The following is a 23,647-nucleotide window of genomic DNA, read 5'->3' as shown; positions in this document are numbered from 1 at the left end:
CCACCATGGCTGAGACCACCGTCGTTCACCTGCTGCGGCACGGCGAGGTGCACAATCCCCAAGGCATTCTGTACGGCAGGCTGCCCGGCTACCACTTGTCGGAGACCGGCCACCTCATGGCCGAGACGGTCGCCAAGTCCGTGGCCGACCGCGACATCGTCCGCGTCTACAGCTCCCCGCTCGAACGCGCGCAGGAGACCGCCGCCCCCGTGGCCGACAAGCTCGGGCTCGAGGTCGTCCTCGACGACCGGCTGATCGAGGCGGGCAACGTGCTCGAAGGCCGGAAGGTCGCGGGCCTGGTCAGGAGCCCGCGCAACTTCCGCCACTTCTGGCATCCGGGACGGCCCTCGTGGGGCGAGCCGTACGTGCAGGTCGTGGCGCGGATGCGGGCCATGGTCGACAGCGCGCGCGTCGAGTCCCGCGGCCACGAGGCGGTGCTGGTCAGCCACCAGCTGCCGATCTGGATGATCAGGACGGCGGCGGAAGGACGCAGGCTGTGGCACGACCCCCGCCGCCGCCAGTGCGCGCTCGCCAGCCTGACCACCTTCACGTTCGAGGGCGACAGGCTGGTCAGCATCGGCTACAGCGAGCCCGCCGCCGCGCTCGTCAAGGGCGGCCCCAGCGTCCCGGGCGCGTGACTCCGCCGGTAGAGTGGCAAGCTCTACCGGCTGTAGTACAAGGAGATCATTCTCCCGTGCGCGCGAAACCCCATGCCCTCGTCCTCGTGGCCATGCTCGCCGTCTCCGGCTGCGCTGGCAGCGCGAGCGGTCAGCCCCAGGCGGGCGACACCAGGTTCGTCGCGGGCGACGGCAAGGTGACCGTGTTCCCCGCGGCCGACCGCAAGCAGGCGCCCGCCGTCGAGGGCACGACCCTCGACGGCTCCAAGGCCTCGATCGCCGCGCACAAGGGCAAGGTCGTCGTGCTCAACTTCTGGGCCTCGTGGTGCGGCCCCTGCAGGGCAGAGGCGCCGGTGCTCAAGGACATCCACGCCAAGACCAAGTCGGCGGGCGTGGAGTTCGTCGGCATCGACTTCAAGGACCGCCAGGCCGACGCGCTGGCCTTCGAGCGCACCGAGCAGCCCGGCTACCCCAGCATCTTCGACCAGCCGGGCAAGGTGGCGCTGTCGTTCCAGGGCACCGTGCCGCCCGCCGCGATCCCTTCCACGCTCATCATCGACGAGCAGGGCAGGGTGGCGGCCAGGGCGCTCGGCGCGGTCAAGTACAACGACCTGCTCAAAGCCGTGACCCAGGTGCGCGATGAGTGACGTCGTCGCCTCGGGCTCGCTGCTGCTCGCCGTGCCGATCGCGGTGCTGGCGGGCCTGGTGTCGTTCCTGTCGCCGTGCGTGCTCCCGCTGGTGCCCGGCTACCTGTCGTACGTGACGGGCATGAGCGCCGACCCCAAGCGCGGCAGGCTGGTGCTCGGCACCGGCCTGTTCGTCGCGGGCTTCGCGGTGGTGTTCGTCGCGGGCGGCGCGCTGTTCGGCGGCCTCGGCTCGGCCCTGTACGGCAGCGCCGATGTCATCACGAAGATCGTCGGCGTGCTGACGATCGTGCTCGGCCTCGCCTTCCTCGGCGTCATCCCCGGGCTCATGCGCGACGTGCGCATCCACCGGGTGCCCAACGCGGGGCTGGCGGGAGCGCCGCTGCTCGGCGTGGTGTTCGGCCTGGGCTGGACCCCGTGCATCGGTCCCACGCTCGCCGTCGTGCTCTCGCTCGGCTACAACGAGGGCAGCGCGGCCAGAGGCGCCTTCCTCGCCGTCGCCTACGCCCTCGGGCTCGGCCTGCCGTTCGTGATCGCAGCCCTGGCCTACAGCAAGGCGCTGCGCACCTTCCGCGCCATCCGCAAGCACTCACGGCTCATCACCAGGATCGGCGGCGGCATGCTCGTGACGGTCGGCCTCCTGCTCGTCACCGGGTTCTGGGGGCAGATCATCGCGGGCATGCAGACGTGGATCGGCGGATTCGAGCCGGTGATCTGATGACGGTCGACGAGCTGCAGACGGAGACGCCCAAGCCCGCCAGGCTCGGCCTCGTCGGTTGGCTGCGCTGGTTCTGGCGCACGCTGACCTCGATGAAGACCGCGCTCATCCTGCTGTTCCTGTTCGCGCTGGCCTCCATCCCCGGCTCGCTGGTGCCGCAGCGCTCGGTCGAACCCGACAAGGTCGCGCTGATCTACCAGAACGATCCGGCGCTGGCCGAGTGGTACGACAGGCTCCACCTGTTCGACGTCTTCAGCGCGCCCTGGTTCGCGGCCATCTACCTGCTGCTGTTCACCTCGCTGATCGGCTGCGTCGTCCCGCGCACCACCACCTACCTGAAGGAGCTGCGCCGCAAGCCGCCGACGGCCCCGAAGAACCTGTCGCGCCTGCCGTACCACGCCGCGGTCGAGGGCTCGCTCGACGCCGAGGAGGCGGCCCGCAGGCTGCGGAAGCTGCGCTTCAGGGTGACCACGGGACCCGGCTGGGTGTCGGCGGAGAAGGGCTACCTGCGCGAGACGGGCAACCTGCTCTTCCACGTCGCGCTGCTCGGCCTGCTGGTCTCGGTCGGGATCGGCTCCCTGTACGGCTACCGCGGCAACGTGCTGGTCGTCGAGGGCGACGGCTTCGCCAACACCGTGGCCGCCTACGACCGCTACATGCCGGGCAACCGGGTCTCCGCCGAGTCGCTGGAGCCGTTCTCCTTCACGCTGAAGGACTTCCAGGCCTCCTACCAGGTCGGGGGCGCCAAGCGCGGCCAGGAGCTCGCCTACACCGCCAAGCTGTCGGTGCAGGACTCGCCCGAGGCCGCCCCGCGCGACTACGACCTCAAGGTCAACGAGCCGCTCGACATCGCGGGCACGCTCACCTACCTGATCGGCCACGGCTACGCGCCCGTGTTCAAGGTGACCGACGGCAAGGGGCAGGTGGCCTTCGACGGGCCCGTGCCGTGCCTCATCGAGCAGAAGGCGACGCTGACCTCCGGCTGCGTCGTCAAGGTGCCCGACGCCCAGCCCACGCAGCTGGGCCTCCTGCTCACCTTCCTGCCGACCAGCGTGCGGCTGGGCGACGGCAGCTCCGTCTCCGCCTTCCCCGGTGCCGCCAATCCCGAGGCGAAGATCCTCGGAGCCTTCTCCGGTGACCTGGGCGTGCGGTCGGGCAAGCCGCAGTCGGTGTACGAGCTGGCGCCGCCCGAGGTCATGAAGAAGCTGAACCCCCTCGTCATGGGGTCGAAGGCGCCCGAGCCGCTGGCGGTCGGCCAGTCATTCGACCTGCCGGGCGGCGTGGGGAAGATCGAGTTCACCGGTGTGAAGGAGTGGATGACGCTCCAGATCGCCCACGACCCAGGACGCATGCCAGCGCTGCTGGCCTCCGCGCTCGCGACCGTCGCCCTGGTCATGTCGCTCATGATCCGCCGCCGCCGCGTCTTCGTCCGGATCAAGGACGGCGCCGCGGACGTGGGCGGGCTGACGCGCACAGAAGGCTCGGGTGCGGGCTTCGCCGAGGAGTTCGCCGACATCGTCAAGGTCCTATCCGCAGGAGTGAAGGATGTCCGCTGACCAACTGGCAGGACTGAGCGACGACCTCGTCCTCGCGACAGTGCTGCTCTACCTGGCCGCGATGATCGGGTTCGCGCTCGAGCTGGCGTTCGGCAGGGCCCGCACCAACTCGGGCGCCACCTCGATCACCGTCACCGAGGCCGGGGTCACCGAGGGCGTGCCCGACGCCGCGAAGGCCACGGTCGCCGCAGGCTCCTCAGGAGGCGGTCTGGCCGAGGCAGGGGGTGGCGCCGTCGTCGTCAGCCCGCCCGAGCCGCCCTCGTGGGCGCCCATCGCGGGGCGGATCGCCGTCGTGCTCGGCTGGCTCGGCTGGGCCGCCAACCTGGGCTCCATCGTCACCCGCGGCGTGTCCGTCGGCCGCTGGCCGTGGGGCAACATGTACGAATTCGTGGTCGCCATCTGCTTCGCCGCGGTGACCGCCTTCCTGGTGACCCAGCTGCGGGCCAACGTCCGCTTCCTCGGCGCGTTCGTCATGGTGACGGCGGCGCTCGGGCTCGGGTTCGCGGTCATCTGGCTGCACGTCCAGGCGGGCCCCGTGGTCCCCGCGCTGAACTCCTACTGGATCGCCATCCACGTCTCGGCCGCGGTCATCGCCAGTGGCCTGTTCATCGTGGCGGGCGTCTCAGGCATCCTCTACCTGCTCCGCGGCGAGGGCTTCTCCCGCCTGCCCGTTCGCGACGACCTCGAGCGGGTCGCCCACAGGGCGATCGTGCTGGCCTTCCCGATCTGGACGTTCGCCGTCATCGCGGGGGCGATGTGGGCCGACAAGGCGTGGGGCCGCTACTGGGGCTGGGACCCGAAGGAGATCTGGGCGTTCATCACGTGGATCGCCTACGCCGCCTACCTGCACTCGCGCGCCACCGCGGGCTGGCGCGGGCGCGCCGCCACGATCGTGCAGCTGGTGGCGTTCGCGTGCCTGCTGTTCAATCTGGTGGGCGTCAACATCTTCCTCGGCGGCCTGCACAGCTACGCCGACGTCGGCGGCTGACCCGCCGCCACGTGCCGCGAGTGGCGGCGGTGTCGGTCAGTCGTCGTCGCGCATGCGACGGTCGAGGTCGCGCAGGAAGTCGGGGTCATCGTCGGGGCCGCGGGGGGCCTCGCCCTTGTCCATGATGGAGCGGCCCGGCAGATGGAACGGGCGTGAACGGGTCGGACGGCCGAGCAGCAGCCAGAACACGCTGCCGATCAGCGGCACGAAGACGACGATGAGCACCCAGAGGATCTTCGGCAGGTTCCTGGACTCCTCGTCGGGAGTCGTGATGACGTCGAACAACGAGTAGAGCCAGAAGGCCAGAACAGCCAGTCCGAGAAGCACGCCAGGCATGCCCGTACTGTAGGCCATCAATCACGTGATCGTGCCGGCGTGCTGCCCCATATCGGGTGACTCGGGAAGATCGGCGTCGTACCGTGGTAGCTGTTTCTCGGGAGCCCGGCCAAGGAGGCGCCACAGGGCACCGCCCGGGCGACTGCACGTCTCGAAGTTCCCGCGCAGGGATGACGCGGGAGAGCGGTCACCGCGGCGCCGCGCCGCGGGCGAGGGCATGGAGCCGGCGGCTCCAACGTCGTGGAGAGGTGCGATGGCCTTTTCTGACGATCGGCGGACCGGCGACAGGGGCCGTCATCGAAGGGGCAGTCGTTGGTGGCGGAGAGGTTCCTACCTGTCGTCGCGTCGTTCGGACGCGGCACGCGAGTCGTTCTGGGGCGGTGACAGGGCCGACCGTCCGCAGGAGCCCGAGAGCGGCCCCGAGCAGGGGCCGCCCGTGTGGCCCGCTGAGCGCGGCACGGCGCGGCCTGCCGGTCCTGTGTACGGCAGGCCGTACGAGAGCCTGTACCGCCAGGACGGGAGGGCGGGCGGGCATCCCTACGCGGGAGGCCTGGAGAAGGAACGCGGCGACGGCGTCAGGAGCGACCGTCACGCCGCCTCCGTGATCGACCGGCCGCAGTACACCTGGCAGGACTTCGAGCGAGTCGACGAGCGCCCGAGAGCGCAGCCCAACCGGCCCGACGTACCGGCCAAGGGCGACGGGCTGACCCACTGCGGGCGCCTCGAAGCCATCCTGCACCGCCAGTGGGACGCCAGGAACGGCCCGCCGTCGGCCGACGCCGTCAGAGCCGTGGACAGCCTGGCCAGGCTGCCGGAACGGCTCAAGGAACTGCTCGCCGACGGGCTGGAGGGCATCTACGTCGGCGAGGGCGGCGTCCCCGACCTCGACGACATGGGCTACCTGCGCGGAGCGCCGCTCCCGTCGGGACGGGCGACGTGGGACATCTGCGCGGGCGCGTACGGCGACCGCAAGATCGTCGTCGGCGACCGCCCCTCACCCACGCCGGACGTGATGATGCACGAGGTCGGCCACGCCATCGACGACGTCGACGCGCCGTACGGCGATTGGGTGTCGGACTCCCCGGAGTTCGTGGCACTCTACGAGCAGGCCGAACCCCTTCTGGCCTCTTCCTTCCACCGCCAGGGCGGCGGGCTCGGGCGCAAGGAGTTCTTCGCGGACGCCTTCGCGGCGATCGCCTCGCGCCAGCGCCCCGCTCTGGTCGACATGTTGGGCGGTGACACGCGGATGGCGCTCAATGTCATGTTGTTCTTCAACCGGCGCTACGGAATCTAGGTGATCAGCCATGTACGTGATCCGGCTCGCTGACGGGACTCTGCGCGTGCCGGAGAGCCTGACCAGCGAAGACGGGCGTCTCATCGGCAACGCGTACGTCGAGGTGGGGCCCGGCGACCCGGACTACGAGCGGTGGCTGGCCGAGGCGCTGACCGAGGAGGAACTGGCCGAGCGGCGAAGGCGGTGGAAGGAGGAGAACGACGAGCTGGAGCGCGCGTTCCTCGCCTTCAAGTCCGAGCAGGAGGACGGCTGACCCTCACGGGCGGGGCGGGGGAGCGCATCACGACTCGACCCTTGGACCGTGCGACGTGACGGCGGCCGGCCGGAGTCCCGCTGGAGTGGCGTGGAGGACGGGCCTCGGCCACGTGCCCGCGGTGGGCTCGGCTTGGCTTGCCGTACGGCTGACAGGTCTGTCGGGTGACCCTGCGTGTTTCCGGGTTGCACGCGCAGGATCACCGATGACGGACGTCAGACGCGCGGGGACTCACCTGCGGGCCGGTCGGCCGTAAGGACGTCCTCGCCACGAAGAAGGGCGTGTACTTCCGACTCGCGGAAGCGACGGTGCCCTCCGGGGGTACGGATGCTACTGATGCGGCCTGCCGCGGCCCAGCGCGTCACCGTCTTTGGGTCTACCCGAAAGAGGGCGGCGACCTCTCCCGGCGTCAGCAGACGCTCGCTGCTACTCTCCACCAATCTCTCCCCCTCGCATCCCGCTTCCTGCCAGCGGGCGGACAGGTACCCAGTGTGTCGAGCGAAGCCTGATATATCCGCGCTTTTCAACAAAGATCACGGGATGTTATCGGCCGACTGCCCGATTGTTATATGATAGAGCCTTTTTGGGGCTCTCGTGGGTGTTTCTTTACGAAAGCGCCTTACTGGGAACAGTAGCAGCGCTCGCGCCTGGTGCGTAGAGCGACCGACCTCAGGGCCGAGTAACCTCGACCTGTGCGTCCCGTTCTCGTTTACACCGCGTCGCGGATCAGCCTGTTTGTCGTGACCCTGGGTGTGCTGTACCTGTTGAACGTCCGAGACCCACTGCTCTTGATCGCCGTGGCGTTCGTGATCAGTGGGATTGCCAGCTACGTCCTGCTGTCCAAGCAGCGTGACGCCATGAGCGCACGCATCAGCGACAAGGTCGACCGGCCGAAGCCGGAGGACGACTAGGGCAGGGGGAACATGCCAATCCGGGCATGGTACTCCCGTCCCAGTCGCGTTGTGTCACTACCAACGAGTAGTCCGTCCTTGTGCGCCAGAAATGCCTTGACTCCGATCCCACGCTCCCTGCCGGGATTCCAGCTGAGCGCCTTTCCTGAGCGGGGGTGAATGGCCGCGATCCCCTCGCGTGGCACTGCCCCGGGTCCCGCCGAGTCTCGGCCCCGCGGATTGTCCATCCAGCGTTGATGGCCGCCTACGTAGACGGCCGCGCCCGTCACGGCCACCGAATAGAGCGAATCGCCGCCTGTGTAGTTGACCCAGGTCGGCTTGACCCTGACGCCCGTGGCGTGGGTCTCGAACCTGGTCGCACTGTCGCACAGCTTGCCCCCGCGGCCTGGGCCGCCCGTCGTGACGATGACGAAGTAGCTCCCGTCGGGGGCGACGTCGAGGCCTCGCACGTAGGAGGGGAAGACGTCCATGCACGTCGCGGCGTAGGCGTCGGTGCGCCAGTCGGCGACCTTCGCCCGTACATGGCTGATGTCGATCAGGCCGAGCTGGGCTCTGGGCAGGCCGTCCAGGGTGGTGAAGCTGCCGTCGACGATCAGCCGGTCGCGTGAGACGGCCAGCGCGTGCACTTTGACCTTGGGAGTGCGCGGGGCGCCCGGTCTGATCGCGAAGCCGGGGTCGGGCGCGCCCGTCGTGGCGTTGAGCCTGGCCAGAGCCACGCGCGGGCTGGTGAAGTCGCCGCCGACGTACAGCTTCGAACCGCTCATGGCCAGGGTCGAGACCGTGCCGCCGCTGATGCGCGGGTCGAAACTCTCCACGGCGGAGCCGTCGGCCATGCGCAGCCGTACGAGACCGCTGCCGCCGACGTAGACGGTGTCGCCCGCGCCGGGGGCCAGCGCGTAGACGGGCTCCGCGAACGAGGGGGCGAAGTCCGGCAGGATCTCGCCCGTATGCAGGTTGTAGGCAAAGAGATTGTCACGTTCCACGGTGAATGACTGGCTTGCGTCGCTCACCTCGGTGAAGGCGCCGCCGACGACGACCGTGTCGCCGACCACGGTGATGGCGTTGACAATGCCATCGAGGACATGGGGCGTGGTGTCGACGGGATTCGTCGCCACCACGCGTGCGTGCGCGATGGGCATGACGGCGACGAGCGCCGCGAGGGTGGTTCGGGCAAGCATTTGCAAAGTCTTAGCAGACTCTGAGTAATCGAGTTGCTACTTCCGGTTTATTGTCGCTTAAGCCCTAGGCTTGTCCCCATGACCCGCGCTCAGTTGGACAAGCAGCCGCATGAGGTCGCCGCGATGTTCGATCGCACGGCCAAGCGATACGACCTCGTGAACGACGTCATCTCGCTCGGCCAGGTGCGGTTGTGGCGCAAGGCCGTCGCCGAGGCCGTCGACGCGGGCCCTGGCGAGATCGTCCTCGACCTCGGGGCCGGAACGGGCACCTCCACCGACTCCTTCACCGGGCTCGGCGCCCGCGCGATCGCCTCCGACTTCTCCCTCGGCATGCTCGCCACCGGCGTCAGGCGCAGGGGCGGCAACGCCCTCACGGGCAGGGGCGTGCCGTTCATCGCGGGCGACGCGCTGAACCTGCCGTTCGCCGACGATGTCTTCGACGCCGTGACGATCTCGGTGGCCCTGCGGAACGTACACGACACCGAGCAGGCGCTGCGCGAGATGCTCCGCGTCACCAAGCCGGGCGGCAAGCTGGTGATCCTCGAGTTCTCCCACGTGACGGTCAAGTCCTTCGACCTGGTCTACCGGGAGTACCTGATGAAGCTGCTGCCCGTGGTGGCCAAGGTCTTCGGCTCGAACGACGACTCCTACGAGTACCTCGCCGAGTCCATCAGGGACTGGCACGACCAGCCGGCCCTGGCCAGGATCATCCAGCGGGCCGGCTGGGAGCGGGTCGCCTGGCGCAACCTCAACCTTGGCATCGTCGCCATCCACCGGGGCTACAAGCCCCAGGGCTGAACCACTTCCATGGTCACCAGGCCGCCGTTGGCCGGGTGCCGGTAGAAGACGACCGCCTGCGCCAGGCAGGCGGTCCTGATCTCGGCCGCGTAGTCCTCCAGCAGTTCGAGGCTCAGCCCCGACCGCAACCCGAGGAGCAGCAGCACGCTCGTGCCTTCCACGCTCATCCTGAGCACGAGCGGGAGGCGGCCCTTCTCCGTGCGCATGGACGTCCTCTTCGCCAGGCCCTGGAAGCGGTGCCGTACGATCACCGCCACCGCCTGGCCCACGATCTCCCGCCTGACGTACGGCGTGCCCGTGCAGGCGAGCGCGACGCCGACCACGGCCATTCCCGCCGTGAGGCCGTTCGTCCACGCCGCCACCTGGGCGGCGGCCATCGAGAGCAGGCCGGCCACCGCCGCCTCCGTCCGCCACCTGAACACCGCCCCGAGGCGCGCGGGCAGGTCCCGCGCCTGCGGGATGCGCGGGTGGTTGCGCGGATGTCCGCCGCCGTCACCTACCGCTTCGCGTAAGCGGGGGTCGTTCTTCGTCGTGCCGATATTCGCCGAGCTCCAGAGGAGGAAGCTCCCCTTGCGCGATCCACACCGGGGGGTGACTCTGGTCATGTCTCACGGCTCCGATGCCCTGTCGTAGGTACGCGGTGCTGAGGGACTTCCGGGCGGATGGAGCTGGGACCATCCGCCCGCGTCGTCTGCGTGGACATCCGGCTCGAACGTTCGTGGGGGAGGTGCGCGCTTCTTCACGTCGATTCACCGCTTCTCGCACGGCCAAGAGCTAGAATGAAGATTTCCCTCCGGGAAGTGTCGTGCAATTCCCGCTGGGATTATTGGAGAGATGCCCGCCTTTGGAAGGGTTCAACCCTTCCAAGCGATGGGTAGTACTTCGACACGCTTGTGAGGAGAGCTGAGTGGCGCGGGAGCCGAGCCCCACCGTCAGCCGACGCCGTCTCGCCGCAGAGCTGCGTCGACTCCGCGAGGATGCCCAGGTAACGGGCACCCAGGTCGCCCAGGTCCTGGACGGATCCTCATCCAAGGTGTCCCGCATGGAGAAGGCCCAAGTGGCCGCCCATCGCGAGGATGTCGCCAGGCTGGCCGACTTCTATCAGGTACGGCCCGCCGTCCGTGAAGCCTTGCTCGCTCTGGCGGCGGAGGCGGAGGGCAAGGGCTGGTGGGAGGCGCACGGCGACTCGCTGTCCGAGTCCTACGCCACCTTCATCGGCCTCGAGTCCGGTGCCGAGACCATGCTCACATGGCAGAACGTCATCTTTCCCGGCTTGTTGCAGACCGCCGAATACGCCCAGGCGCTCATAAGCTTCGGCGACGCGTGGAGCCCGCAGCCGCAGACGCACATTGACCGGCTGGTCAAAGTACGAGCGCGGCGAGGGCGCATTCTCGAGACGCCCGATCCGCTGAAACTCGTGGCTCTGCTCGAGGAGTCGGTAATCCTGCGGAGGTTCGGCTCAGCCGAAGTCATGCGTAACCAGCTCAGGCACGTGCTCCAGGTTGCCGAGCTGCCGAACGTCTCCGTTCGGGTGGTGCCGCTCGACCGCTCGTCGGCCTATCACAGCTTCGTTCTGCTGAAGTTTCCGCAGCGTGAGGGGCTCGATCGGCTTCACGACGACCTCATCTACATCGAAAACGCCACCGACGCGATTCTCGAGGAGAACGAACAGAAGACTTTCGCCTACGAGCGTGTCTTTGACCAGGTGTCCGCCTCCGCGCTATCGGAAGAGGATTCGCTGAAACTCATCGGAGAGCACGCTCGGTGAATTGGCCTCTCTCTGTTGGGGTATGCCCTCCTTGGCCCCCCGACAGTGAGGATATGCCCATGGAGTCAACGACCTCTGAAGAGATCGTGTGGCGCAAGAGCAGCTTCAGCAACATCAGCGGTGAGTGCGTGGAGGTCGCAAGGGCCGGCCAGGCAAGGCTCGTCAGGGACTCCAAGCAGCCGGACGGCGCGGTCCTGGTGTTCAGCCTCGCGGAGTGGAAGGCCTTCCTCGCCGGGGTGATGAACGGCGAGTTCGACGAGGAGTGAACGGCACGGGCGGGCGCGGCCGCCCGTGCGGGCATTTGTGCAGGTAAGACCGTAGTATCCAGAGTATAAGGGTGATAAGTTTCTAACCTGCCAGCCTCGTTTTGATAACTGTCTGGTGTCGATCGACGATCTTGAGGTTCAATCCCTTCAGGATTGGCCCGTTGGTCCACACCTGCGCGCGGCTGCGACGACGCGCCATTGCGCCTACTTCTTCTTGGATGAGATGTGAACAGTGCGGTGTTCGGGGCAGATCTTCCCAGCGTCCCTTCTAGCGGCCCGGACACCACCTGGCGCAAGAGCTCATTCAGTGGCCCGACAGGGGAGTGCGTCGAGTTCGCTCGGGGTGCCGACGGCGGGGTGATGATCCGGGACTCGAAGGACCCGTCGGGCGGGGTGCTGGCCTTCACACTGGGTGAGTGGCGGGCGTTCGTCGCCGGGGTTCGCAACGCCGAGTTCGACGTCTGACCCCGAACCGGTGCTCGAGTCAAGGCCCTCTGTCGTGGACGGGGGGCCTTCTTCATGGGTAAGCGCCTACCCGGCTGCCACCTGGTGCCGGAAAAGCGCTAGACTGCGTGCCGACAAAGTTTGTGAAGAGCTTCACAAAGGAACGAAGGCCAACACTCCGAGGCCGACCAGCGTGTAGGACAGGACAGGTCCGTGACCGTGCCAGCCGACATCAGGCAAGCGCAGGAGCCCGCCGTGACAGCGCGAGGAACGAGCCGGCCAGCGGCGAAGCGGGCGCGACAGTGAACGCGACCGACGCTGACGTCATCGTCGTCGGCGCGGGTCCCGCGGGTTCGGCGACGGCGTTCTATCTCGCCCAGGCCGGGCTCGACGTCCTGCTTCTCGAGAAGACGCGCTTCCCCCGTGAGAAGGTCTGCGGCGACGGTCTGACCCCGCGGGCGGTCAAGCAGCTCATGAACATGGGCGTCGACATCGACGCCCCCGGCTGGGTCAGGAACAAGGGCCTGCGCGTCGTGGGCGGCGGCGGGCGCTACGACCTCGACTGGCCGCAGCTCGACAGCTTCCCCGACTTCGGCCTCGTGCGCACCAGGCAGGACTTCGACCACATCGTCGCGGCCAACGCGGTGAAGGGCGGCGTCCGCCTGATGGAGGGCGTCAACGTCACCGGCCCGATCCTGGACGACCGCAGCGGCCACATCGTCGGCGTCACGACCAAGGACGGCGTCTCCTACCGCAGCCGCCTGGTGGTCGCCGCCGACGGCAACTCCACCAGGCTCGCGCTGGCGATGGGGCTGTACAAGCGGGAAGACCGCCCGATGGGCGTCGCCGTACGGACCTACTTCGAGTCCCCCCGCCACGACGACGACTACCTGGAGATCTGGCTGGAGCTCTGGGACGGCGAGACGCTGCTGCCCGGCTACGGCTGGGTGTTCGGCGTGGGCGACGGCACCTCAAACGTGGGCCTCGGGTTGCTCAACACCAGCGACGCGTTCAAGAACATCGACTACCGCGACCTGCTCAAGCGGTGGACGAGGAACATGCCCGCCGAGTGGGGCTTCACCGAGGACAACATGACGACCTCCATCAGGGGGGCGGCGCTGCCGATGGCGTTCAACAGGCAGCCGCACTACACCCGGGGCCTGGTGCTCGTGGGCGACTCGGGCGGCGCGATCAACCCGTTCAACGGCGAGGGCATCGCCTACGCCATGGAGACCGGCGAGATCGCGGCCGAGGTGATCGTCAAGGCGCTGCGCGGCACCACGTCCGCGCAGCAGGAGCGGATCCTGCGGGCCTACCCGCAGGTGCTCAAAGACGCATACGGCGGATATTTCACGCTTGGCAGGTGGTTTGTCGAAGCTATTGGGAAGCCTGGCGTGATGAGCTTCGGCACACGCCATGGGCTGCACCACCCCAGGCTGATGCGCTTCGCCCTCAAACTCCTTGGTAATCTCACCGACCGGCGAGGCGACGCGTCAGACCGGATCATCAACGCTCTCGCGAAGGTCGTCCCACCAGCATGAACCTTTCATCCGCCCGGCACACTTACAGATCAGACTGCGCGCCCGCGCGCGTGGAGATGGGAGAGGAGGCGTAGCGATGGATCTCTATGTGCCCATCCTGGTGCTCGCCGTTCTCGCGGGAGGGTTCGCGCTCTTCTCGGTCGCGATCGCCCCGTTCACCGGTCCCAAGCGCTGGAACCGCGCCAAGCTTGACGCCTACGAATGCGGCATCGAGCCGACGCCCCAGCCCGTCGGTGGTGGACGCTTCCCGCTGAAATACATGATCACCGCGATGCTGTTCATCGTGTTCGACATCGAGATCATCTTCCTTTACCCCTGGGCCGTGTCGTTCGACATGCTCGGGGTCTTCGGGCTGGTCGAGATGGTGCTGTTCATCGTCACCGTGCTCGTAGCCTATGCCTACGTGTGGCGCCGCAAGGGTCTGGACTGGGACTAGATATGGGACTTGAAGAGAAACTCCCGAGCGGGTTCATCCTCAGCACGGTCGAAGCGGCCGCTGGATGGGCCAGGAAGAACTCGGTGTGGCCGGCCACGTTCGGTCTCGCCTGTTGCGCGATCGAACTGATGGCAACCGGTGCATCGCACTACGACCTGGCGCGCTTCGGCATGGAGCGCGCTTCGGCGTCTCCCCGGCAGGCCGACCTGATGATCGTCGCGGGCCGCGTGTCGCAGAAGATGGCGCCGGTGCTCAGGCAGATCTACGACCAGATGGCCGAGCCCAAGTGGGTCATCGCCATGGGCGTGTGCGCCTCCAGCGGCGGCATGTTCAACAACTACGCCATCGTGCAGGGCGTCGACCACATCGTGCCCGTCGACATCTACCTGCCGGGGTGCCCCCCTCGGCCCGAGATGCTGATCGACGCGATCGTGAAGCTGCACGACAAGATCCAGAACACGAAGTTCGGCGCGCACCGCGCCAAGCAGATCGACGAGCTCGAGCTGCAGGCGCTCCGTACGCTCCCCCTGATCGACCAGGAGGCCGCCAAGTGAGCGACAACCTCCCCGAGGTGCCGAGCGAGCGGCTGCCCGAAGAGCCGGTGGTCCGCCACGGCATGTTCGGCGCGGCCGGCACCGGCGACACCTCCGGTTTCGGCGGCCTCGTCGTACGGCGGGCGCCCCGCCTGTCGACCCCCCGCCCATACGGCGGCTACTTCGACGAGCTCGTCGACAAGCTGGAGTCGTTCGTCGACGACGCCGTCGAGCGCGTCGTCGTCGACCGCAACGAGCTGACCCTCCACGTCAAGCGCGAGAAGCTGGTGGAGGTCTGCCAGCGCCTGCGCGACGAGCCCGAGCTGCGCTTCGAGCTCAGCCTGGGCGTGAGCGGCGTCCACTACCCGAACCTCGTGGGCGAGGAGCTGCACGCGGTCATCCACCTGTGCTCCATCACCCACAACAGGCGCGTCCGCGTCGAGGCGAGCGCGCCGGACTCCGACCCGCACATCCCGTCCACGGTGAGCGTCTACCCGACGCACAACTGGCACGAGCGTGAGGCCTACGACTTCTTCGGGATCGTCTTCGACGGCCACCCCGCGCTGACCCGGATCATGATGCCGGACGACTGGGACGGTCACCCGCAGCGCAAGGACTACCCGCTCGGCGGCATCCCCGTCGAGTACCGCGGCGCCGAGATCCCCTCCCCGGACAACAGGAGGTCGTACGCATGAGTACGAGCTACGACGAGGCGACCGAGGGCAAGGTCTACTCGGTCAACGGCGCCGACTGGGACGACGTCGTCGGCGCGGTGCGCGACTCCGAGGACGAGCGCCTGGTCATCAACATGGGCCCGCAGCACCCCTCCACACACGGCGTGCTCAGGCTCATCCTGACCCTCGACGGTGAGACGGTCACCGAGGCCCGTACCGGCATCGGCTACCTCCACACCGGCATCGAGAAGAACATGGAGTTCAGGACGTGGACCCAGGGGACCACGTTCGTCACTCGCATGGACTACCTCGCGCCGCTGTTCAACGAGACGGCCTACTGCCTGGGCGTGGAGCGGCTGCTCGGCATCGAGGACCGCGTCCCCGAGCGGGCGCAGGCCATCCGCGTCATGATGATGGAGCTCAACAGGATCTCCTCGCACCTGGTCGCGATGGGCACGTTCGGCATGGAGCTGGGCGCGACCACGCCGTTCCTCTTCGGCTACCGCGACCGTGAAATGGTCATGGACCTGTTCGAGTACATCACGGGTCTGCGGATGAACATGGCCTACGTCAGGCCGGGCGGCGTGAGCGTCGACCTGCCCGCCGGGACGGTCGACAAGGTCGGCGAGTTCCTCAAGGAGATGCCCAAGCGCATCAAGGACATCCGCAAGCTGCTCGACGAGAACCCGGTCTACACCCGCCGCACCAAGGACGTGGCCTACCTCGACCTGACCGGCTGCATGGCGCTCGGCGTCACGGGTCCGATGCTCAGGGCCGCGGGCCTGCCGTGGGACCTGCGCAAGGCGCAGCCGTACTGCGGGTACGAGACCTACGAGTTCGACATCGCCACCGAGCAGAGCTGCGACGTCTTCGGCCGCTATCTCGTTCGCATGAAGGAGATGGAGGAGTCGCTCAAGATCATTGAGCAGGCTCTCGACCGCATCGCGGGACCGCTGAAGAACAAGCCCGTCATGATCGAGGACAAGAAGATCGGCTGGCCCGCCCAGCTGGCGCTCGGCCCCGACGGGTTCGGCAACTCGCCCGACCACATCGCGCACATCATGGGCAGCTCCATGGAAGCGCTGATCCACCACTTCAAGCTGGTCACCGAGGGCTTCAGGGTTCCGGCCGGCCAGGTCTACGCCTCGGTGGAGTCTCCCCGCGGCGAGCTCGGCGCGCACGTGGTCAGCGACGGCGGCACCCGCCCGTACCGTGTCCACTTCCGCGAGCCGTCCTTCACGAACCTGCAGGCCGTACCGGCAACCTGCGAGGGTGGCCAGGTCGCCGACGTGATCGCGGCCGTGGCATCCATTGACCCGGTCATGGGAGGTGTTGACAGGTGAGGGAGCGCAGAGACCGAACAATGGACACAGCAGTGCAACTCATGGGTCCGACGAAGGAGGACGCATGAGTTACTCGCCGGAAGTCCGGGAGCGTCTTGAGAGGGACGCCAAGGAGATCATCGGGCGCTACCCGAAGGCGCGCTCGGCGCTGCTGCCGCTGCTGCACCTGGTGCAGTCGGAGGACGGTTACGTCTCCGACGAGGGCCAGGAGTTCTGCGCGGAGATGCTCGGCGTGAGCAAGGCCGAGGTCGTGGGCGTGGCGACGTTCTACTCGATGTACAAGCGCAAGCCGATGGGCGACTACCACGTCGGCGTGTGCATCAACTCGCTGTGCGCCGTCATGGGCGGCGACCAGATCTGGGACGAGCTGTCCGAGCACGTCGGCGTCGGCCACGACGAGACGACCTCCGACGGCAGGGTGTCGCTGGAGCGCATCGAGTGCAACGCCGCCTGCGACTTCGCCCCCGTCATGATGGTCAACTGGGAGTTCTTCGACAACCAGACGCCCGAGACGGCCAAGCAGCTCGTCGACGATCTGCGCGACGGCAAGAGCGTCTCGCCCACGCGCGGTCCGAAGCGGCTGTGCACCTTCAAGGAGGCCTCGCGGGTGCTCGCAGGGCTGCCCGACGACCTGGCCGGTGACGGCCCGTCGGCGGCGGGCCCCTCGCTGGAGGGCCTGAAGGTCGCCAAGGCCAACGGATGGAAGGCCCCCGAGGCATGAGCACGACTCTCACCCCGGTCCTGACGGCCAACTGGGATCAGGCCAACTCCTTCACGCTGGAGGGCTACGGGCCCTACGACGCGGCGAAGAAGGCGCTCGGCATGGACCCCGACGCCGTCATCCAGGCGGTCAAGGACTCCGGTCTGCGCGGCCGCGGCGGCGCAGGCTTCCCCACCGGCATGAAGTGGGGCTTCATCCCGCAGGGCGACGGCAAGCCGCACTACCTCGTCGTCAACGCCGACGAGTCGGAGCCCGGCACCTGCAAGGACATCCCCCTGATGATGGCCAACCCGCACTCGCTGGTCGAGGGCGTCATCATCACCTCCTACGCCATCCGCGCCAACCACGCCTTCATCTACGTGCGCGGCGAGGTGCTGCACGTCATCCGCAGGCTGCACGCGGCCGTGCGCGAGGCGTACGAGAAGGGCTACCTCGGCAACGACATCTTCGGCTCGGGCTACGACCTGGAGTTGGTCGTCCACAGCGGCGCCGGCGCCTACATCTGCGGCGAGGAGACGGCTCTGCTCGACTCGCTGGAGGGTTTCAGGGGTCAACCGCGTCTCAAGCCTCCGTTCCCTGCCGTGGCGGGCCTGTACGCTTCGCCCACTGTTGTGAACAACGTGGAGTCTGTGGCCAGTGTTCCCTCGATCGTCGCGAACGGCGCCGACTGGTTCGCCTCGATGGGCACGGAGAAGTCCAAGGGCTTCGGCATCTTCTCGCTGAGCGGCCACGTCACCCGTCCGGGCCAGTACGAGGCGCCGCTCGGCATCACGCTGCGCGAGCTGCTCGACATGGCGGGCGGCATCCGCGAGGGGCACCAGATCAAGTTCTGGACGCCCGGCGGCTCCTCCACGCCGATCTTCACCGACGAGCACCTCGACGTCCCCCTCGACTTCGAGGCGGTCGGCGCCAAGGGCTCGATGCTCGGCACCCGCGCGCTGCAGATCTTCGACGAGACCACCTGCGTGGTCCGCACGGTGCTGCGCTGGACGGAGTTCTACGCCCACGAGTCGTGCGGCAAGTGCACGCCGTGCCGTGAGGGCACCTACTGGCTCAAGCAGGTGCTCAAGCGCCTGGAGGCCGGTCAGGGCACCGAGGACGACCTCTCGCTGATCACTGACATCGCCGACAACATCCTGGGCCGGTCCTTCTGCGCCCTGGGCGACGGCGCGACCAGCCCGATCCACTCGTCGGTGAAGTACTTCCGCGACGAGTACCTCAAGCACTTCGAGGTCGGCGGCTGCCCGTTCGACCGCAAGAAGTCCACTCTGTGGGGTGACAAGTGACAACGACAGCCGTAGAGACCACAGTCGTCACCCTCACGATTGACGGCTTCCAGGTCACCGTGCCCAAGGGCACTCTGATCATCAGGGCCGCCGAGCTCCTGGGCATCCAGATCCCCAGGTTCTGCGACCACCCGCTGCTCGACCCCGCGGCCAACTGCCGCCAGTGCCTGGTCGACATCCCCGACGCGGGCAACGGCCGCGGCTTCCCGAAGCCGCAGCCGTCGTGCGCGATCGAGGTCGCCGAAGGCATGGTCGTGCAGACCCAGCTCACCTCGCCGGTCGCCGAGAAGGCGCAGCGCGGCGCGATGGAGCTGCTGCTCATGAACCACCCGCTGGACTGCCCGGTCTGCGACAAGGGCGGCGAGTGCCCCCTGCAGAACCAGGCGATGTCCAACGGGCAGGGCGAGTCGCGCTTCCACGAGCACAAGCGCACCTTCCCCAAGCCGCTCCCGCTGTCCGCGCAGGTCCTGCTGGACAGGGAGCGCTGCGTGCAGTGCAAGCGCTGCATCCGCTTCTCCGACGAGATCGCGGGCGACCCGCTCATCGAATTCTTCGAGCGCGGGGCCAAGGAGCAGGTGGGCGTCGCCGACGGCAAGCCGTTCGACTCCTACTTCTCCGGCAACACCATCCAGATCTGCCCGGTCGGCGCGCTGACCAGCGGTGCCTACCGCTTCCGCGCCAGGCCGTTCGACCTGGTCTCCTCCCCGAGCGCCTGCGAGCACTGCGCCAGCGGCTGCGCGCTGCGCACCGACCACCGCCGCGGCAAGGTCACCCGCCGTCTGGCCGGCATGGACATGCAGGTCAACGAGGAGTGGAACTGCGACAAGGGCCGCTTCGCGTTCACGTACGCGACGCAGCCCGACCGGCTGAGGACGCCGCTGATCCGCGACGAGGACGGCATGCTGGTCCCCGCCTCGTGGCCCGAGGCCCTCGCCGTCGCCGCCGCCGGTCTGGCCAAGGCGCGCGGCAAGGCCGGAGTCCTGGTCGGCGGTCGCGCGACCGTCGAGGACGCCTACGGCTACGCCAAGTTCGCCCGCGTGGCGCTCGGCACCAACGACGTCGACTTCCGCGCCAGGCCGCACAGCGCCGAGGAGGCGCAGTTCCTCGCGCACGCGGTCGCAGGCAAGGGCATCGAGATCTCCTACACCGACCTGGAGCAGGCCCCGGCCGTCCTCCTGGTCGGATTCGAGCCCGACGAGGAGTCGCCGATCGTCTTCCTGCGCCTGCGCAAGGCGTGGCGTAAGAAGGGCCTGAAGGTCACCTCGATCGCGCCGTTCGCCACCGAGGGCCTGGCCAAGATGGGCGGCGCGCTCATCAGGACGCTGCCGGGCCGCGAGGCCGACGCTCTCAACGAGCTCGGCTCCGTGGCCGAGGGCACGATCATCCTGGCGGGCGAGCGGCTGGCCGCCGTCCCCGGCGCGCTGTCGGCTCTGGTACGGCTCAGCGCCGCCTCCGGCGCCAAGCTGGCGTGGATCCCGCGCAGGGCCGGTGAGCGCGGCGCCATCGAGGCGGGCGCGCTTCCCAACCTGCTGCCGATCGGCCGCCCGGTCGAGGACGAGAGCGCCAGGGCCGAGGTCGCCAGGGCGTGGAACGTCGGTTCCATCCCGGCCACGCCTGGCCGCGGCACCGACGCGATCCTGGCCGCCGCGCTGAACGAGGAGATCGACGCGCTGCTCGTCGCGGGCGTCGACCCGCACGACCTGGCCGACTCCGAGGCGGCGCTCGCCGCCCTGGAGAACACGCCGTTCATCGTCAGCCTCGAGATCCGCGCCAGCGCCGTCACCGACAGGGCCGACGTGGTCCTGCCGGTCGCCGCCGTCGCGGAGAAGGCCGGCACGTTCGTGAACTGGGAGGGCCGCGGCCGCTCGTTCGAGCGCGCGCTGCGGGTCCCCGGCATCATGAGCGACCTGGGCGTGCTGTCCGCCATCGCCGACCACATGGACGTGCACCTCGGCCTGCCCGACGCGGCCGCCGCCCGCAAGGAGCTCAGCGGCCTCGGCGCGTGGCGCGGCACCCGCGTCGGCGCGCCGAACGCCGCCGCCGCGGCCCAGCCTGCGCCGCAGGCGGGCGAGGCCGTGCTGGCCACGTGGCACCAGCTGCTCGACGCCGGCCGCCTGCAGGACGGCGAGCCGTACCTCGCGGGCACCGCCCGCCCGGTCGAGGCGCTGGTGTCGGAGAGCACCGCGGCCGAGATCGGCGTGGTCGACGGCGGCAAGATCGTAATCGGTGAGACGGTGTCACTGCCGGTGCGCGTCGCGGACCTGCCCGACCGGGTGGTCTGGCTGCCGACGAACTCCGCCGGCAGCGCGGTCACGCGCGACCTGCGCGTGCTGGCCGGCGACATCGTCAGGATCGGGAGCGCCTCATGAGCTTGACAGTCCTCGCGACGGATCCGACCCTCGCCGACTTCGGCAAGGATCCGCTCTGGATCACCATCATCAAGGCGGTCGGCGTCTTCGCCTTCCTGATGCTGGGCATCCTGTTCGGCGTCTGGTACGAGCGCAAGCTGATCTCCCGCATGCAGAACCGCTACGGCCCCAACAGGGCCGGCAAGTTCGGTCTGCTGCAGTCGGTCGCCGACGGCATCAAGATGGGCCTGAAGGAAGACCTCTTCCCCAACACCGTGGACAAGGTGCTCTACCTGCTGGCCCCGGTCATCATGGTGGTCCCCGCCTTCCTGGCCTTCTCCATCACCCCGTTCGGGCCGATCGTGAACATGTTCGGCGTGAAGACGCCGCTGCAGCTGGTCGACCTGCCGGTCGCGGTGCTGTTCATGCTGGCGATGGGCGCGGTGTCGGTCTACGGCGTGGTGCTGGCGGGCTGGTCGTCCCGCTCGCCGTACGCGCTGCTCGGTGGTCTGCGGTCGGCGGCCCAGGTGGTCTCCTACGAGATCGCGATGGGTCTGTCGTTCGTGGCGGTGTTCCTGTTCGCGGGCACGCTGTCCACCTCGGAGATCGTCCACTCCCAGGCGTCGGGCGGCACGCTGCAGCTCGGCGGGCTGGGCATCCCGATGCCGTCGTGGTACGTGATCCTGCTGCTGCCGTCGTTCCTGATCTACGTGGTCTGCGCCTTCGGCGAGGCCGCGCGCATCCCGTTCGACCTGCCCGAGGGCGAGGGCGAGCTGGTGGGCGGCTTCCAGACCGAGTACTCCTCGTCGCTGAAGTTCGCCCTGATCATGATGGGCGAGTACCTGCACACCTTCACCGCCTCGGCGATGGCGATCACGCTGTTCCTCGGCGGCTGGCGGGCTCCGTGGCCGATCTCGCTGTGGGACGACGCGAACACCGGCTACTGGCCGTTCCTGTGGTTCCTGATCAAGTTCATCCTGGTCTTCTCGTTCGTCGTCTGGGTCCGCGCCTCGCTGCCCCGCGTGCGCTACGACCAGCTGATGGCGCTGGGCTGGAAGGTGCTGATCCCGCTCAACCTGGCGTGGATCATGCTCGTGGCCACCGTCAAGCTGCTCAGGACCGACGGCGTCGACAAGACGTTCGTGTACGTCATCGGGGCGATCGTGATCGTCGGAGCCTTCGCCATCTGGTGGCGCTTCGACACCGTGAACCAGCGTCGCAAGGACGCGGAGAAGGCCAGGGTCGCGGCCGAGTTCGAGCAGCTCGCCAGCGAGCCGACGGCCGGCGGCTTCCCTGTGCCGCCGCTTGACCTGCCGCACTACCACGGGGTGGAGCGCAAGGAGGTTCCCAGTGGGAGCAACTGATTGGCTGAACCCCGTGAAGGGGTTCGGCGTGACCTTTCACACGATGTTCAAGAAGCCGGTCACGACGAACTACCCGGAGGAGAAGAAGCCGACGGCTCCTCGCTTCCACGGTCGTCACCAGCTGAACCGCTGGCCCGACGGGCTGGAGAAGTGCGTCGGCTGCGAGCTGTGCGCATGGGCGTGTCCCGCCGACGCGATCTTCGTCGAGGGCGGCGACAACACCGAGGACGAGCGCTACTCACCCGGCGAGCGCTACGGACGCACCTACCAGATCAACTATCTGCGGTGCATCCTGTGCGGCCTGTGCATCGAGGCGTGCCCGACCAGGGCGCTGACGATGACCAACGAGTACGAGCTCGCCGACTCCAGCCGCGAGAGCCTCATCTTCACCAAGGAGATGCTGCTCGCGCCGCTCACCCAGGGCATGGAGCAGCCTCCGCACCCCATGCGGCTCGGCGAGACCGAAGAGGACTACTACCGCTTGGGGCGCGAGAATGGGTGAGACCATCACGTTCTGGGTGCTCGCCGTCGTATCCGTCGGCGCGGCACTCGGAATGATCTTCAGCCGTAAGGCGGTCTACTCGGCGCTCCTCCTGGGCGGCGTCATGCTCAGCCTCGCGGTGCTCTACGCCGTGCAGGAGGCACCCTTCCTCGCCGCGGTGCAGGTCATCGTCTACACCGGCGCGATCATGATGCTCTTCCTGTTCGTGCTCATGCTGGTGGGCGTCGACTCGGCGGACTCGCTGGTCGAGACGCTCAAGGGACAGCGCTTCTGGGCCGGCCTGGCCGGCATCGGCTTCGCCGTCCTGGTGATCCTCGCGATCGGGAACGCGCTGTTCGTCCCCGAGCCCGCGGGCATGGCCGCCGCCACCGAGCAGGCCGGCGGCAACGTGCAGGCGCTGGCCAGGCTGGTGTTCACCCGCTACGTCTTCGCCTTCGAGGTCACCTCGGCGCTGCTGATCACCGCCGCGCTCGGCGCGATGGTGCTGGCGCACCGCGAGAAGGCCGAGCCGAGGGCCTCGCAGAAGGACCTGGCCCGCGCCAGGTTCGCCGAGGGCGACCCCTCGCCGCTGCCCGCGCCCGGCACCTACGCCAGGAACAACGCCATCGACATGCCCGCGCTGCTGCCCGACGGCTCGGTCTCCGAGCTGTCGGTCAACCGGCACCTCGCGCGCTACGACGTCGAGCAGGGTCACCTGCCCGACGACCCCAAGCTCGCCGAGGCCATCAAGCACGCGGTCGAGGAGAAACCCGTGACCGAGGCTTCGTCGAAGGAATCCGAGCACATGGGCGAGGTGACCAAGTGACCACCGAGTACCTGGTCCTCTCCGCACTGCTCTTCTCGATCGGCGCGCTCGGCGTGCTGATCAGGCGCAACGCGATCGTGGTCTTCATGTGCGTCGAGCTCATGCTCAACGCCTGCAACCTCGCGTTCGTCACCTTCGCCCGCATGCACGGCAACCTCGACGGCCAGATCATCGCCTTCTTCGTGATGGTCGTGGCCGCCGCGGAAGTCGTGATCGGTCTGGCGATCATCGTGACGATCTTCCGAACCCGCAGGTCGGCATCCGTTGACGATGCCAACCTGCTGAAGTACTAAGAGGTGACAGTGGAACCGGCTGAGATCATC

At 68.2% G+C, this 23,647-nt stretch carries 28 protein-coding genes; 24 read left to right on the top strand and 4 right to left on the bottom strand.

Going from position 1 to position 23,647, the window contains the following annotated elements; translation table 11 throughout:
- Positions 1 to 5 precede the first annotated feature (5 nt).
- Genes AB0B45_RS11855 through ccsA form a run of 5 tightly spaced genes read left to right on the top strand, consistent with a single transcriptional unit; the run spans position 6 to position 4,523 of the window.
- The gene (locus tag AB0B45_RS11855) at positions 6 to 638 is read left to right on the top strand and encodes a histidine phosphatase family protein (RefSeq protein WP_358128704.1); all 633 of its coding nucleotides are present in this window, start codon (positions 6 to 8) and stop codon (positions 636 to 638) included.
- 56 nt (positions 639 to 694) lie between these two features.
- A complete protein-coding gene (locus AB0B45_RS11850) occupies positions 695 to 1,264 on the top strand; it encodes a TlpA disulfide reductase family protein (protein WP_358128702.1) in 570 nt (189 codons plus the stop codon).
- Complete coding sequence (locus tag AB0B45_RS11845; protein WP_358128700.1) at positions 1,257 to 1,979, top strand: cytochrome c biogenesis protein CcdA; 723 nt, start codon at positions 1,257 to 1,259, stop codon at positions 1,977 to 1,979. Before AB0B45_RS11850 ends, AB0B45_RS11845 begins: the two co-directional genes overlap by 8 nt.
- Complete coding sequence (locus AB0B45_RS11840) at positions 1,979 to 3,535, top strand: cytochrome c biogenesis protein ResB (protein WP_358128698.1); 1,557 nt, start codon at positions 1,979 to 1,981, stop codon at positions 3,533 to 3,535. The genes AB0B45_RS11845 and AB0B45_RS11840 overlap by 1 nt, the downstream gene beginning before the upstream one ends.
- A complete protein-coding gene (gene ccsA / locus AB0B45_RS11835) occupies positions 3,525 to 4,523 on the top strand; it encodes a cytochrome c biogenesis protein CcsA (protein ID WP_358128696.1) in 999 nt (332 codons plus the stop codon). Before AB0B45_RS11840 ends, ccsA begins: the two co-directional genes overlap by 11 nt.
- Before the next feature lie 36 nt (positions 4,524 to 4,559).
- Here the strand turns inward: ccsA and AB0B45_RS11830 are convergent, their stop codons facing one another.
- The gene (locus AB0B45_RS11830; protein WP_358128694.1) at positions 4,560 to 4,859 is read right to left on the bottom strand and encodes a PLD nuclease N-terminal domain-containing protein; all 300 of its coding nucleotides are present in this window, start codon (positions 4,857 to 4,859) and stop codon (positions 4,560 to 4,562) included.
- Positions 4,860 to 5,112: 253 nt separating this feature from the next.
- Here AB0B45_RS11830 and AB0B45_RS11825 point away from each other — a divergent pair, with 253 nt between their 5' ends.
- Both AB0B45_RS11825 and AB0B45_RS11820 read left to right on the top strand, forming a co-directional pair.
- A complete protein-coding gene (locus AB0B45_RS11825) occupies positions 5,113 to 6,153 on the top strand; it encodes a hypothetical protein (RefSeq protein WP_358128693.1) in 1,041 nt (346 codons plus the stop codon).
- Between the two features lie 10 nt (positions 6,154 to 6,163).
- Positions 6,164 to 6,406 (top strand): hypothetical protein, encoded by a 243-nt coding sequence (locus AB0B45_RS11820; protein ID WP_358128691.1) that lies wholly within the window; start codon positions 6,164 to 6,166, stop codon positions 6,404 to 6,406.
- Between the two features lie 215 nt (positions 6,407 to 6,621).
- On the opposite strand, the gene AB0B45_RS11815 is transcribed toward AB0B45_RS11820, so the two are convergent.
- Complete coding sequence (locus AB0B45_RS11815; protein ID WP_026214226.1) at positions 6,622 to 6,843, bottom strand: BldC family transcriptional regulator; 222 nt, start codon at positions 6,841 to 6,843, stop codon at positions 6,622 to 6,624.
- Between the two features lie 255 nt (positions 6,844 to 7,098).
- Here AB0B45_RS11815 and AB0B45_RS11810 point away from each other — a divergent pair, with 255 nt between their 5' ends.
- Positions 7,099 to 7,317, top strand: coding sequence for a DUF4229 domain-containing protein (locus tag AB0B45_RS11810; protein ID WP_358128689.1), 219 nt, complete (start codon positions 7,099 to 7,101; stop codon positions 7,315 to 7,317).
- Here AB0B45_RS11810 and AB0B45_RS11805 read toward each other — a convergent pair.
- Positions 7,314 to 8,495 carry a hypothetical protein gene (locus tag AB0B45_RS11805; RefSeq protein WP_358128687.1) on the bottom strand — a complete coding sequence of 394 codons (1,182 nt, stop codon included), beginning with the start codon at positions 8,493 to 8,495 and terminating at the stop codon, positions 7,314 to 7,316. The two genes, AB0B45_RS11810 and AB0B45_RS11805, sit on opposite strands and share 4 nt — an antisense overlap.
- 78 nt (positions 8,496 to 8,573) lie before the next feature.
- Between AB0B45_RS11805 and AB0B45_RS11800 the strand changes: the two genes are divergently transcribed.
- Positions 8,574 to 9,293 (top strand): demethylmenaquinone methyltransferase, encoded by a 720-nt coding sequence (locus AB0B45_RS11800; RefSeq protein WP_358128685.1) that lies wholly within the window; start codon positions 8,574 to 8,576, stop codon positions 9,291 to 9,293.
- On the opposite strand, the gene AB0B45_RS11795 is transcribed toward AB0B45_RS11800, so the two are convergent.
- Positions 9,275 to 9,898 carry a hypothetical protein gene (locus AB0B45_RS11795; RefSeq protein ID WP_358128683.1) on the bottom strand — a complete coding sequence of 208 codons (624 nt, stop codon included), beginning with the start codon at positions 9,896 to 9,898 and terminating at the stop codon, positions 9,275 to 9,277. The two genes, AB0B45_RS11800 and AB0B45_RS11795, sit on opposite strands and share 19 nt — an antisense overlap.
- Before the next feature lie 302 nt (positions 9,899 to 10,200).
- On the opposite strand from AB0B45_RS11795, the gene AB0B45_RS11790 reads away from it, so the two are divergent.
- The 15 genes from AB0B45_RS11790 (at position 10,201) to nuoK (ending at position 23,617) form a co-directional block, all read left to right on the top strand.
- Positions 10,201 to 11,061, top strand: coding sequence for a DUF5753 domain-containing protein (locus AB0B45_RS11790; protein ID WP_358128681.1), 861 nt, complete (start codon positions 10,201 to 10,203; stop codon positions 11,059 to 11,061).
- 59 nt (positions 11,062 to 11,120) lie between these two features.
- Entirely contained in the window at positions 11,121 to 11,327 is a 207-nt protein-coding gene (locus tag AB0B45_RS11785) for a DUF397 domain-containing protein (protein ID WP_358128680.1), read from the top strand.
- Positions 11,328 to 11,552: 225 nt separating this feature from the next.
- Entirely contained in the window at positions 11,553 to 11,792 is a 240-nt protein-coding gene (locus AB0B45_RS11780; protein WP_358128678.1) for a DUF397 domain-containing protein, read from the top strand.
- Positions 11,793 to 12,073: 281 nt separating this feature from the next.
- Positions 12,074 to 13,312: a geranylgeranyl reductase family protein gene (locus AB0B45_RS11775; RefSeq protein ID WP_358128676.1), complete on the top strand. Its 1,239-nt coding sequence runs from the start codon at positions 12,074 to 12,076 to the stop codon at positions 13,310 to 13,312.
- Positions 13,313 to 13,388: 76 nt separating this feature from the next.
- Positions 13,389 to 13,748: an NADH-quinone oxidoreductase subunit A gene (locus AB0B45_RS11770; protein WP_358128674.1), complete on the top strand. Its 360-nt coding sequence runs from the start codon at positions 13,389 to 13,391 to the stop codon at positions 13,746 to 13,748.
- A 2-nt stretch (positions 13,749 to 13,750) separates the two neighbouring features.
- Complete coding sequence (locus tag AB0B45_RS11765) at positions 13,751 to 14,302, top strand: NADH-quinone oxidoreductase subunit B family protein (RefSeq protein ID WP_358128673.1); 552 nt, start codon at positions 13,751 to 13,753, stop codon at positions 14,300 to 14,302.
- On the top strand, positions 14,299 to 14,976 hold the full coding sequence (locus tag AB0B45_RS11760) for an NADH-quinone oxidoreductase subunit C (protein ID WP_358128672.1): 678 nt from the start codon (positions 14,299 to 14,301) through the stop codon (positions 14,974 to 14,976). The genes AB0B45_RS11765 and AB0B45_RS11760 overlap by 4 nt, the downstream gene beginning before the upstream one ends.
- Complete coding sequence (locus tag AB0B45_RS11755; protein WP_358128670.1) at positions 14,973 to 16,298, top strand: NADH-quinone oxidoreductase subunit D; 1,326 nt, start codon at positions 14,973 to 14,975, stop codon at positions 16,296 to 16,298. Before AB0B45_RS11760 ends, AB0B45_RS11755 begins: the two co-directional genes overlap by 4 nt.
- 64 nt (positions 16,299 to 16,362) lie before the next feature.
- Positions 16,363 to 17,019 carry an NADH-quinone oxidoreductase subunit NuoE gene (nuoE, locus tag AB0B45_RS11750; RefSeq protein WP_358128668.1) on the top strand — a complete coding sequence of 219 codons (657 nt, stop codon included), beginning with the start codon at positions 16,363 to 16,365 and terminating at the stop codon, positions 17,017 to 17,019.
- Positions 17,016 to 18,305 carry an NADH-quinone oxidoreductase subunit NuoF gene (gene nuoF, locus AB0B45_RS11745; RefSeq protein WP_358128665.1) on the top strand — a complete coding sequence of 430 codons (1,290 nt, stop codon included), beginning with the start codon at positions 17,016 to 17,018 and terminating at the stop codon, positions 18,303 to 18,305. Before nuoE ends, nuoF begins: the two co-directional genes overlap by 4 nt.
- On the top strand, positions 18,302 to 20,674 hold the full coding sequence (locus tag AB0B45_RS11740; protein ID WP_358128662.1) for an NADH-quinone oxidoreductase subunit G: 2,373 nt from the start codon (positions 18,302 to 18,304) through the stop codon (positions 20,672 to 20,674). Before nuoF ends, AB0B45_RS11740 begins: the two co-directional genes overlap by 4 nt.
- Entirely contained in the window at positions 20,671 to 22,017 is a 1,347-nt protein-coding gene (gene nuoH, locus AB0B45_RS11735) for an NADH-quinone oxidoreductase subunit NuoH (RefSeq protein WP_358128660.1), read from the top strand. The genes AB0B45_RS11740 and nuoH overlap by 4 nt, the downstream gene beginning before the upstream one ends.
- Complete coding sequence (gene nuoI, locus AB0B45_RS11730; protein ID WP_358128658.1) at positions 22,004 to 22,519, top strand: NADH-quinone oxidoreductase subunit NuoI; 516 nt, start codon at positions 22,004 to 22,006, stop codon at positions 22,517 to 22,519. Before nuoH ends, nuoI begins: the two co-directional genes overlap by 14 nt.
- A complete protein-coding gene (locus AB0B45_RS11725; protein WP_358128656.1) occupies positions 22,512 to 23,324 on the top strand; it encodes an NADH-quinone oxidoreductase subunit J in 813 nt (270 codons plus the stop codon). Before nuoI ends, AB0B45_RS11725 begins: the two co-directional genes overlap by 8 nt.
- The gene (nuoK, locus tag AB0B45_RS11720; RefSeq protein ID WP_358128655.1) at positions 23,321 to 23,617 is read left to right on the top strand and encodes an NADH-quinone oxidoreductase subunit NuoK; all 297 of its coding nucleotides are present in this window, start codon (positions 23,321 to 23,323) and stop codon (positions 23,615 to 23,617) included. Before AB0B45_RS11725 ends, nuoK begins: the two co-directional genes overlap by 4 nt.
- Positions 23,618 to 23,647 lie beyond the last annotated feature (30 nt).

The organism is Nonomuraea sp. NPDC049152, assembly GCF_040648355.1.
Classification (GTDB): Bacteria; Actinomycetota; Actinomycetes; order Streptosporangiales; family Streptosporangiaceae; genus Nonomuraea.
Note: the sequence above shows the minus strand (reverse complement) of the source record. Positions and strands in the feature narration are given on the sequence as shown.

Bases quoted from the DNA above. Each gene is read 5' to 3' on its own strand.
- AB0B45_RS11840 (WP_358128698.1), top strand. From the start codon at position 1,979: ATGACGGTCGACGAGCTGCAGACGGAGACGCCCAAGCCCGCCAGGCTC.
- AB0B45_RS11800 (WP_358128685.1), top strand. From the start codon at position 8,574: ATGACCCGCGCTCAGTTGGACAAGCAGCCGCATGAGGTCGCCGCGATG.
- nuoF (WP_358128665.1), top strand. From the start codon at position 17,016: ATGAGCACGACTCTCACCCCGGTCCTGACGGCCAACTGGGATCAGGCC.
- AB0B45_RS11805 (WP_358128687.1), bottom strand. From the start codon at position 8,495: ATGCTTGCCCGAACCACCCTCGCGGCGCTCGTCGCCGTCATGCCCATC.
- AB0B45_RS11825 (WP_358128693.1), top strand. From the start codon at position 5,113: ATGGCCTTTTCTGACGATCGGCGGACCGGCGACAGGGGCCGTCATCGA.
- nuoH (WP_358128660.1), top strand. From the start codon at position 20,671: ATGAGCTTGACAGTCCTCGCGACGGATCCGACCCTCGCCGACTTCGGC.
- AB0B45_RS11795 (WP_358128683.1), bottom strand. From the start codon at position 9,898: ATGACCAGAGTCACCCCCCGGTGTGGATCGCGCAAGGGGAGCTTCCTC.
- AB0B45_RS11755 (WP_358128670.1), top strand. From the start codon at position 14,973: ATGAGTACGAGCTACGACGAGGCGACCGAGGGCAAGGTCTACTCGGTC.
- ccsA (WP_358128696.1), top strand. From the start codon at position 3,525: ATGTCCGCTGACCAACTGGCAGGACTGAGCGACGACCTCGTCCTCGCG.
- AB0B45_RS11830 (WP_358128694.1), bottom strand. From the start codon at position 4,859: ATGCCTGGCGTGCTTCTCGGACTGGCTGTTCTGGCCTTCTGGCTCTAC.
- AB0B45_RS11855 (WP_358128704.1), top strand. From the start codon at position 6: ATGGCTGAGACCACCGTCGTTCACCTGCTGCGGCACGGCGAGGTGCAC.
- AB0B45_RS11845 (WP_358128700.1), top strand. From the start codon at position 1,257: ATGAGTGACGTCGTCGCCTCGGGCTCGCTGCTGCTCGCCGTGCCGATC.
- AB0B45_RS11765 (WP_358128673.1), top strand. From the start codon at position 13,751: ATGGGACTTGAAGAGAAACTCCCGAGCGGGTTCATCCTCAGCACGGTC.
- AB0B45_RS11725 (WP_358128656.1), top strand. From the start codon at position 22,512: ATGGGTGAGACCATCACGTTCTGGGTGCTCGCCGTCGTATCCGTCGGC.
- AB0B45_RS11785 (WP_358128680.1), top strand. From the start codon at position 11,121: ATGGAGTCAACGACCTCTGAAGAGATCGTGTGGCGCAAGAGCAGCTTC.
- AB0B45_RS11820 (WP_358128691.1), top strand. From the start codon at position 6,164: ATGTACGTGATCCGGCTCGCTGACGGGACTCTGCGCGTGCCGGAGAGC.
- AB0B45_RS11770 (WP_358128674.1), top strand. From the start codon at position 13,389: ATGGATCTCTATGTGCCCATCCTGGTGCTCGCCGTTCTCGCGGGAGGG.
- nuoE (WP_358128668.1), top strand. From the start codon at position 16,363: ATGAGTTACTCGCCGGAAGTCCGGGAGCGTCTTGAGAGGGACGCCAAG.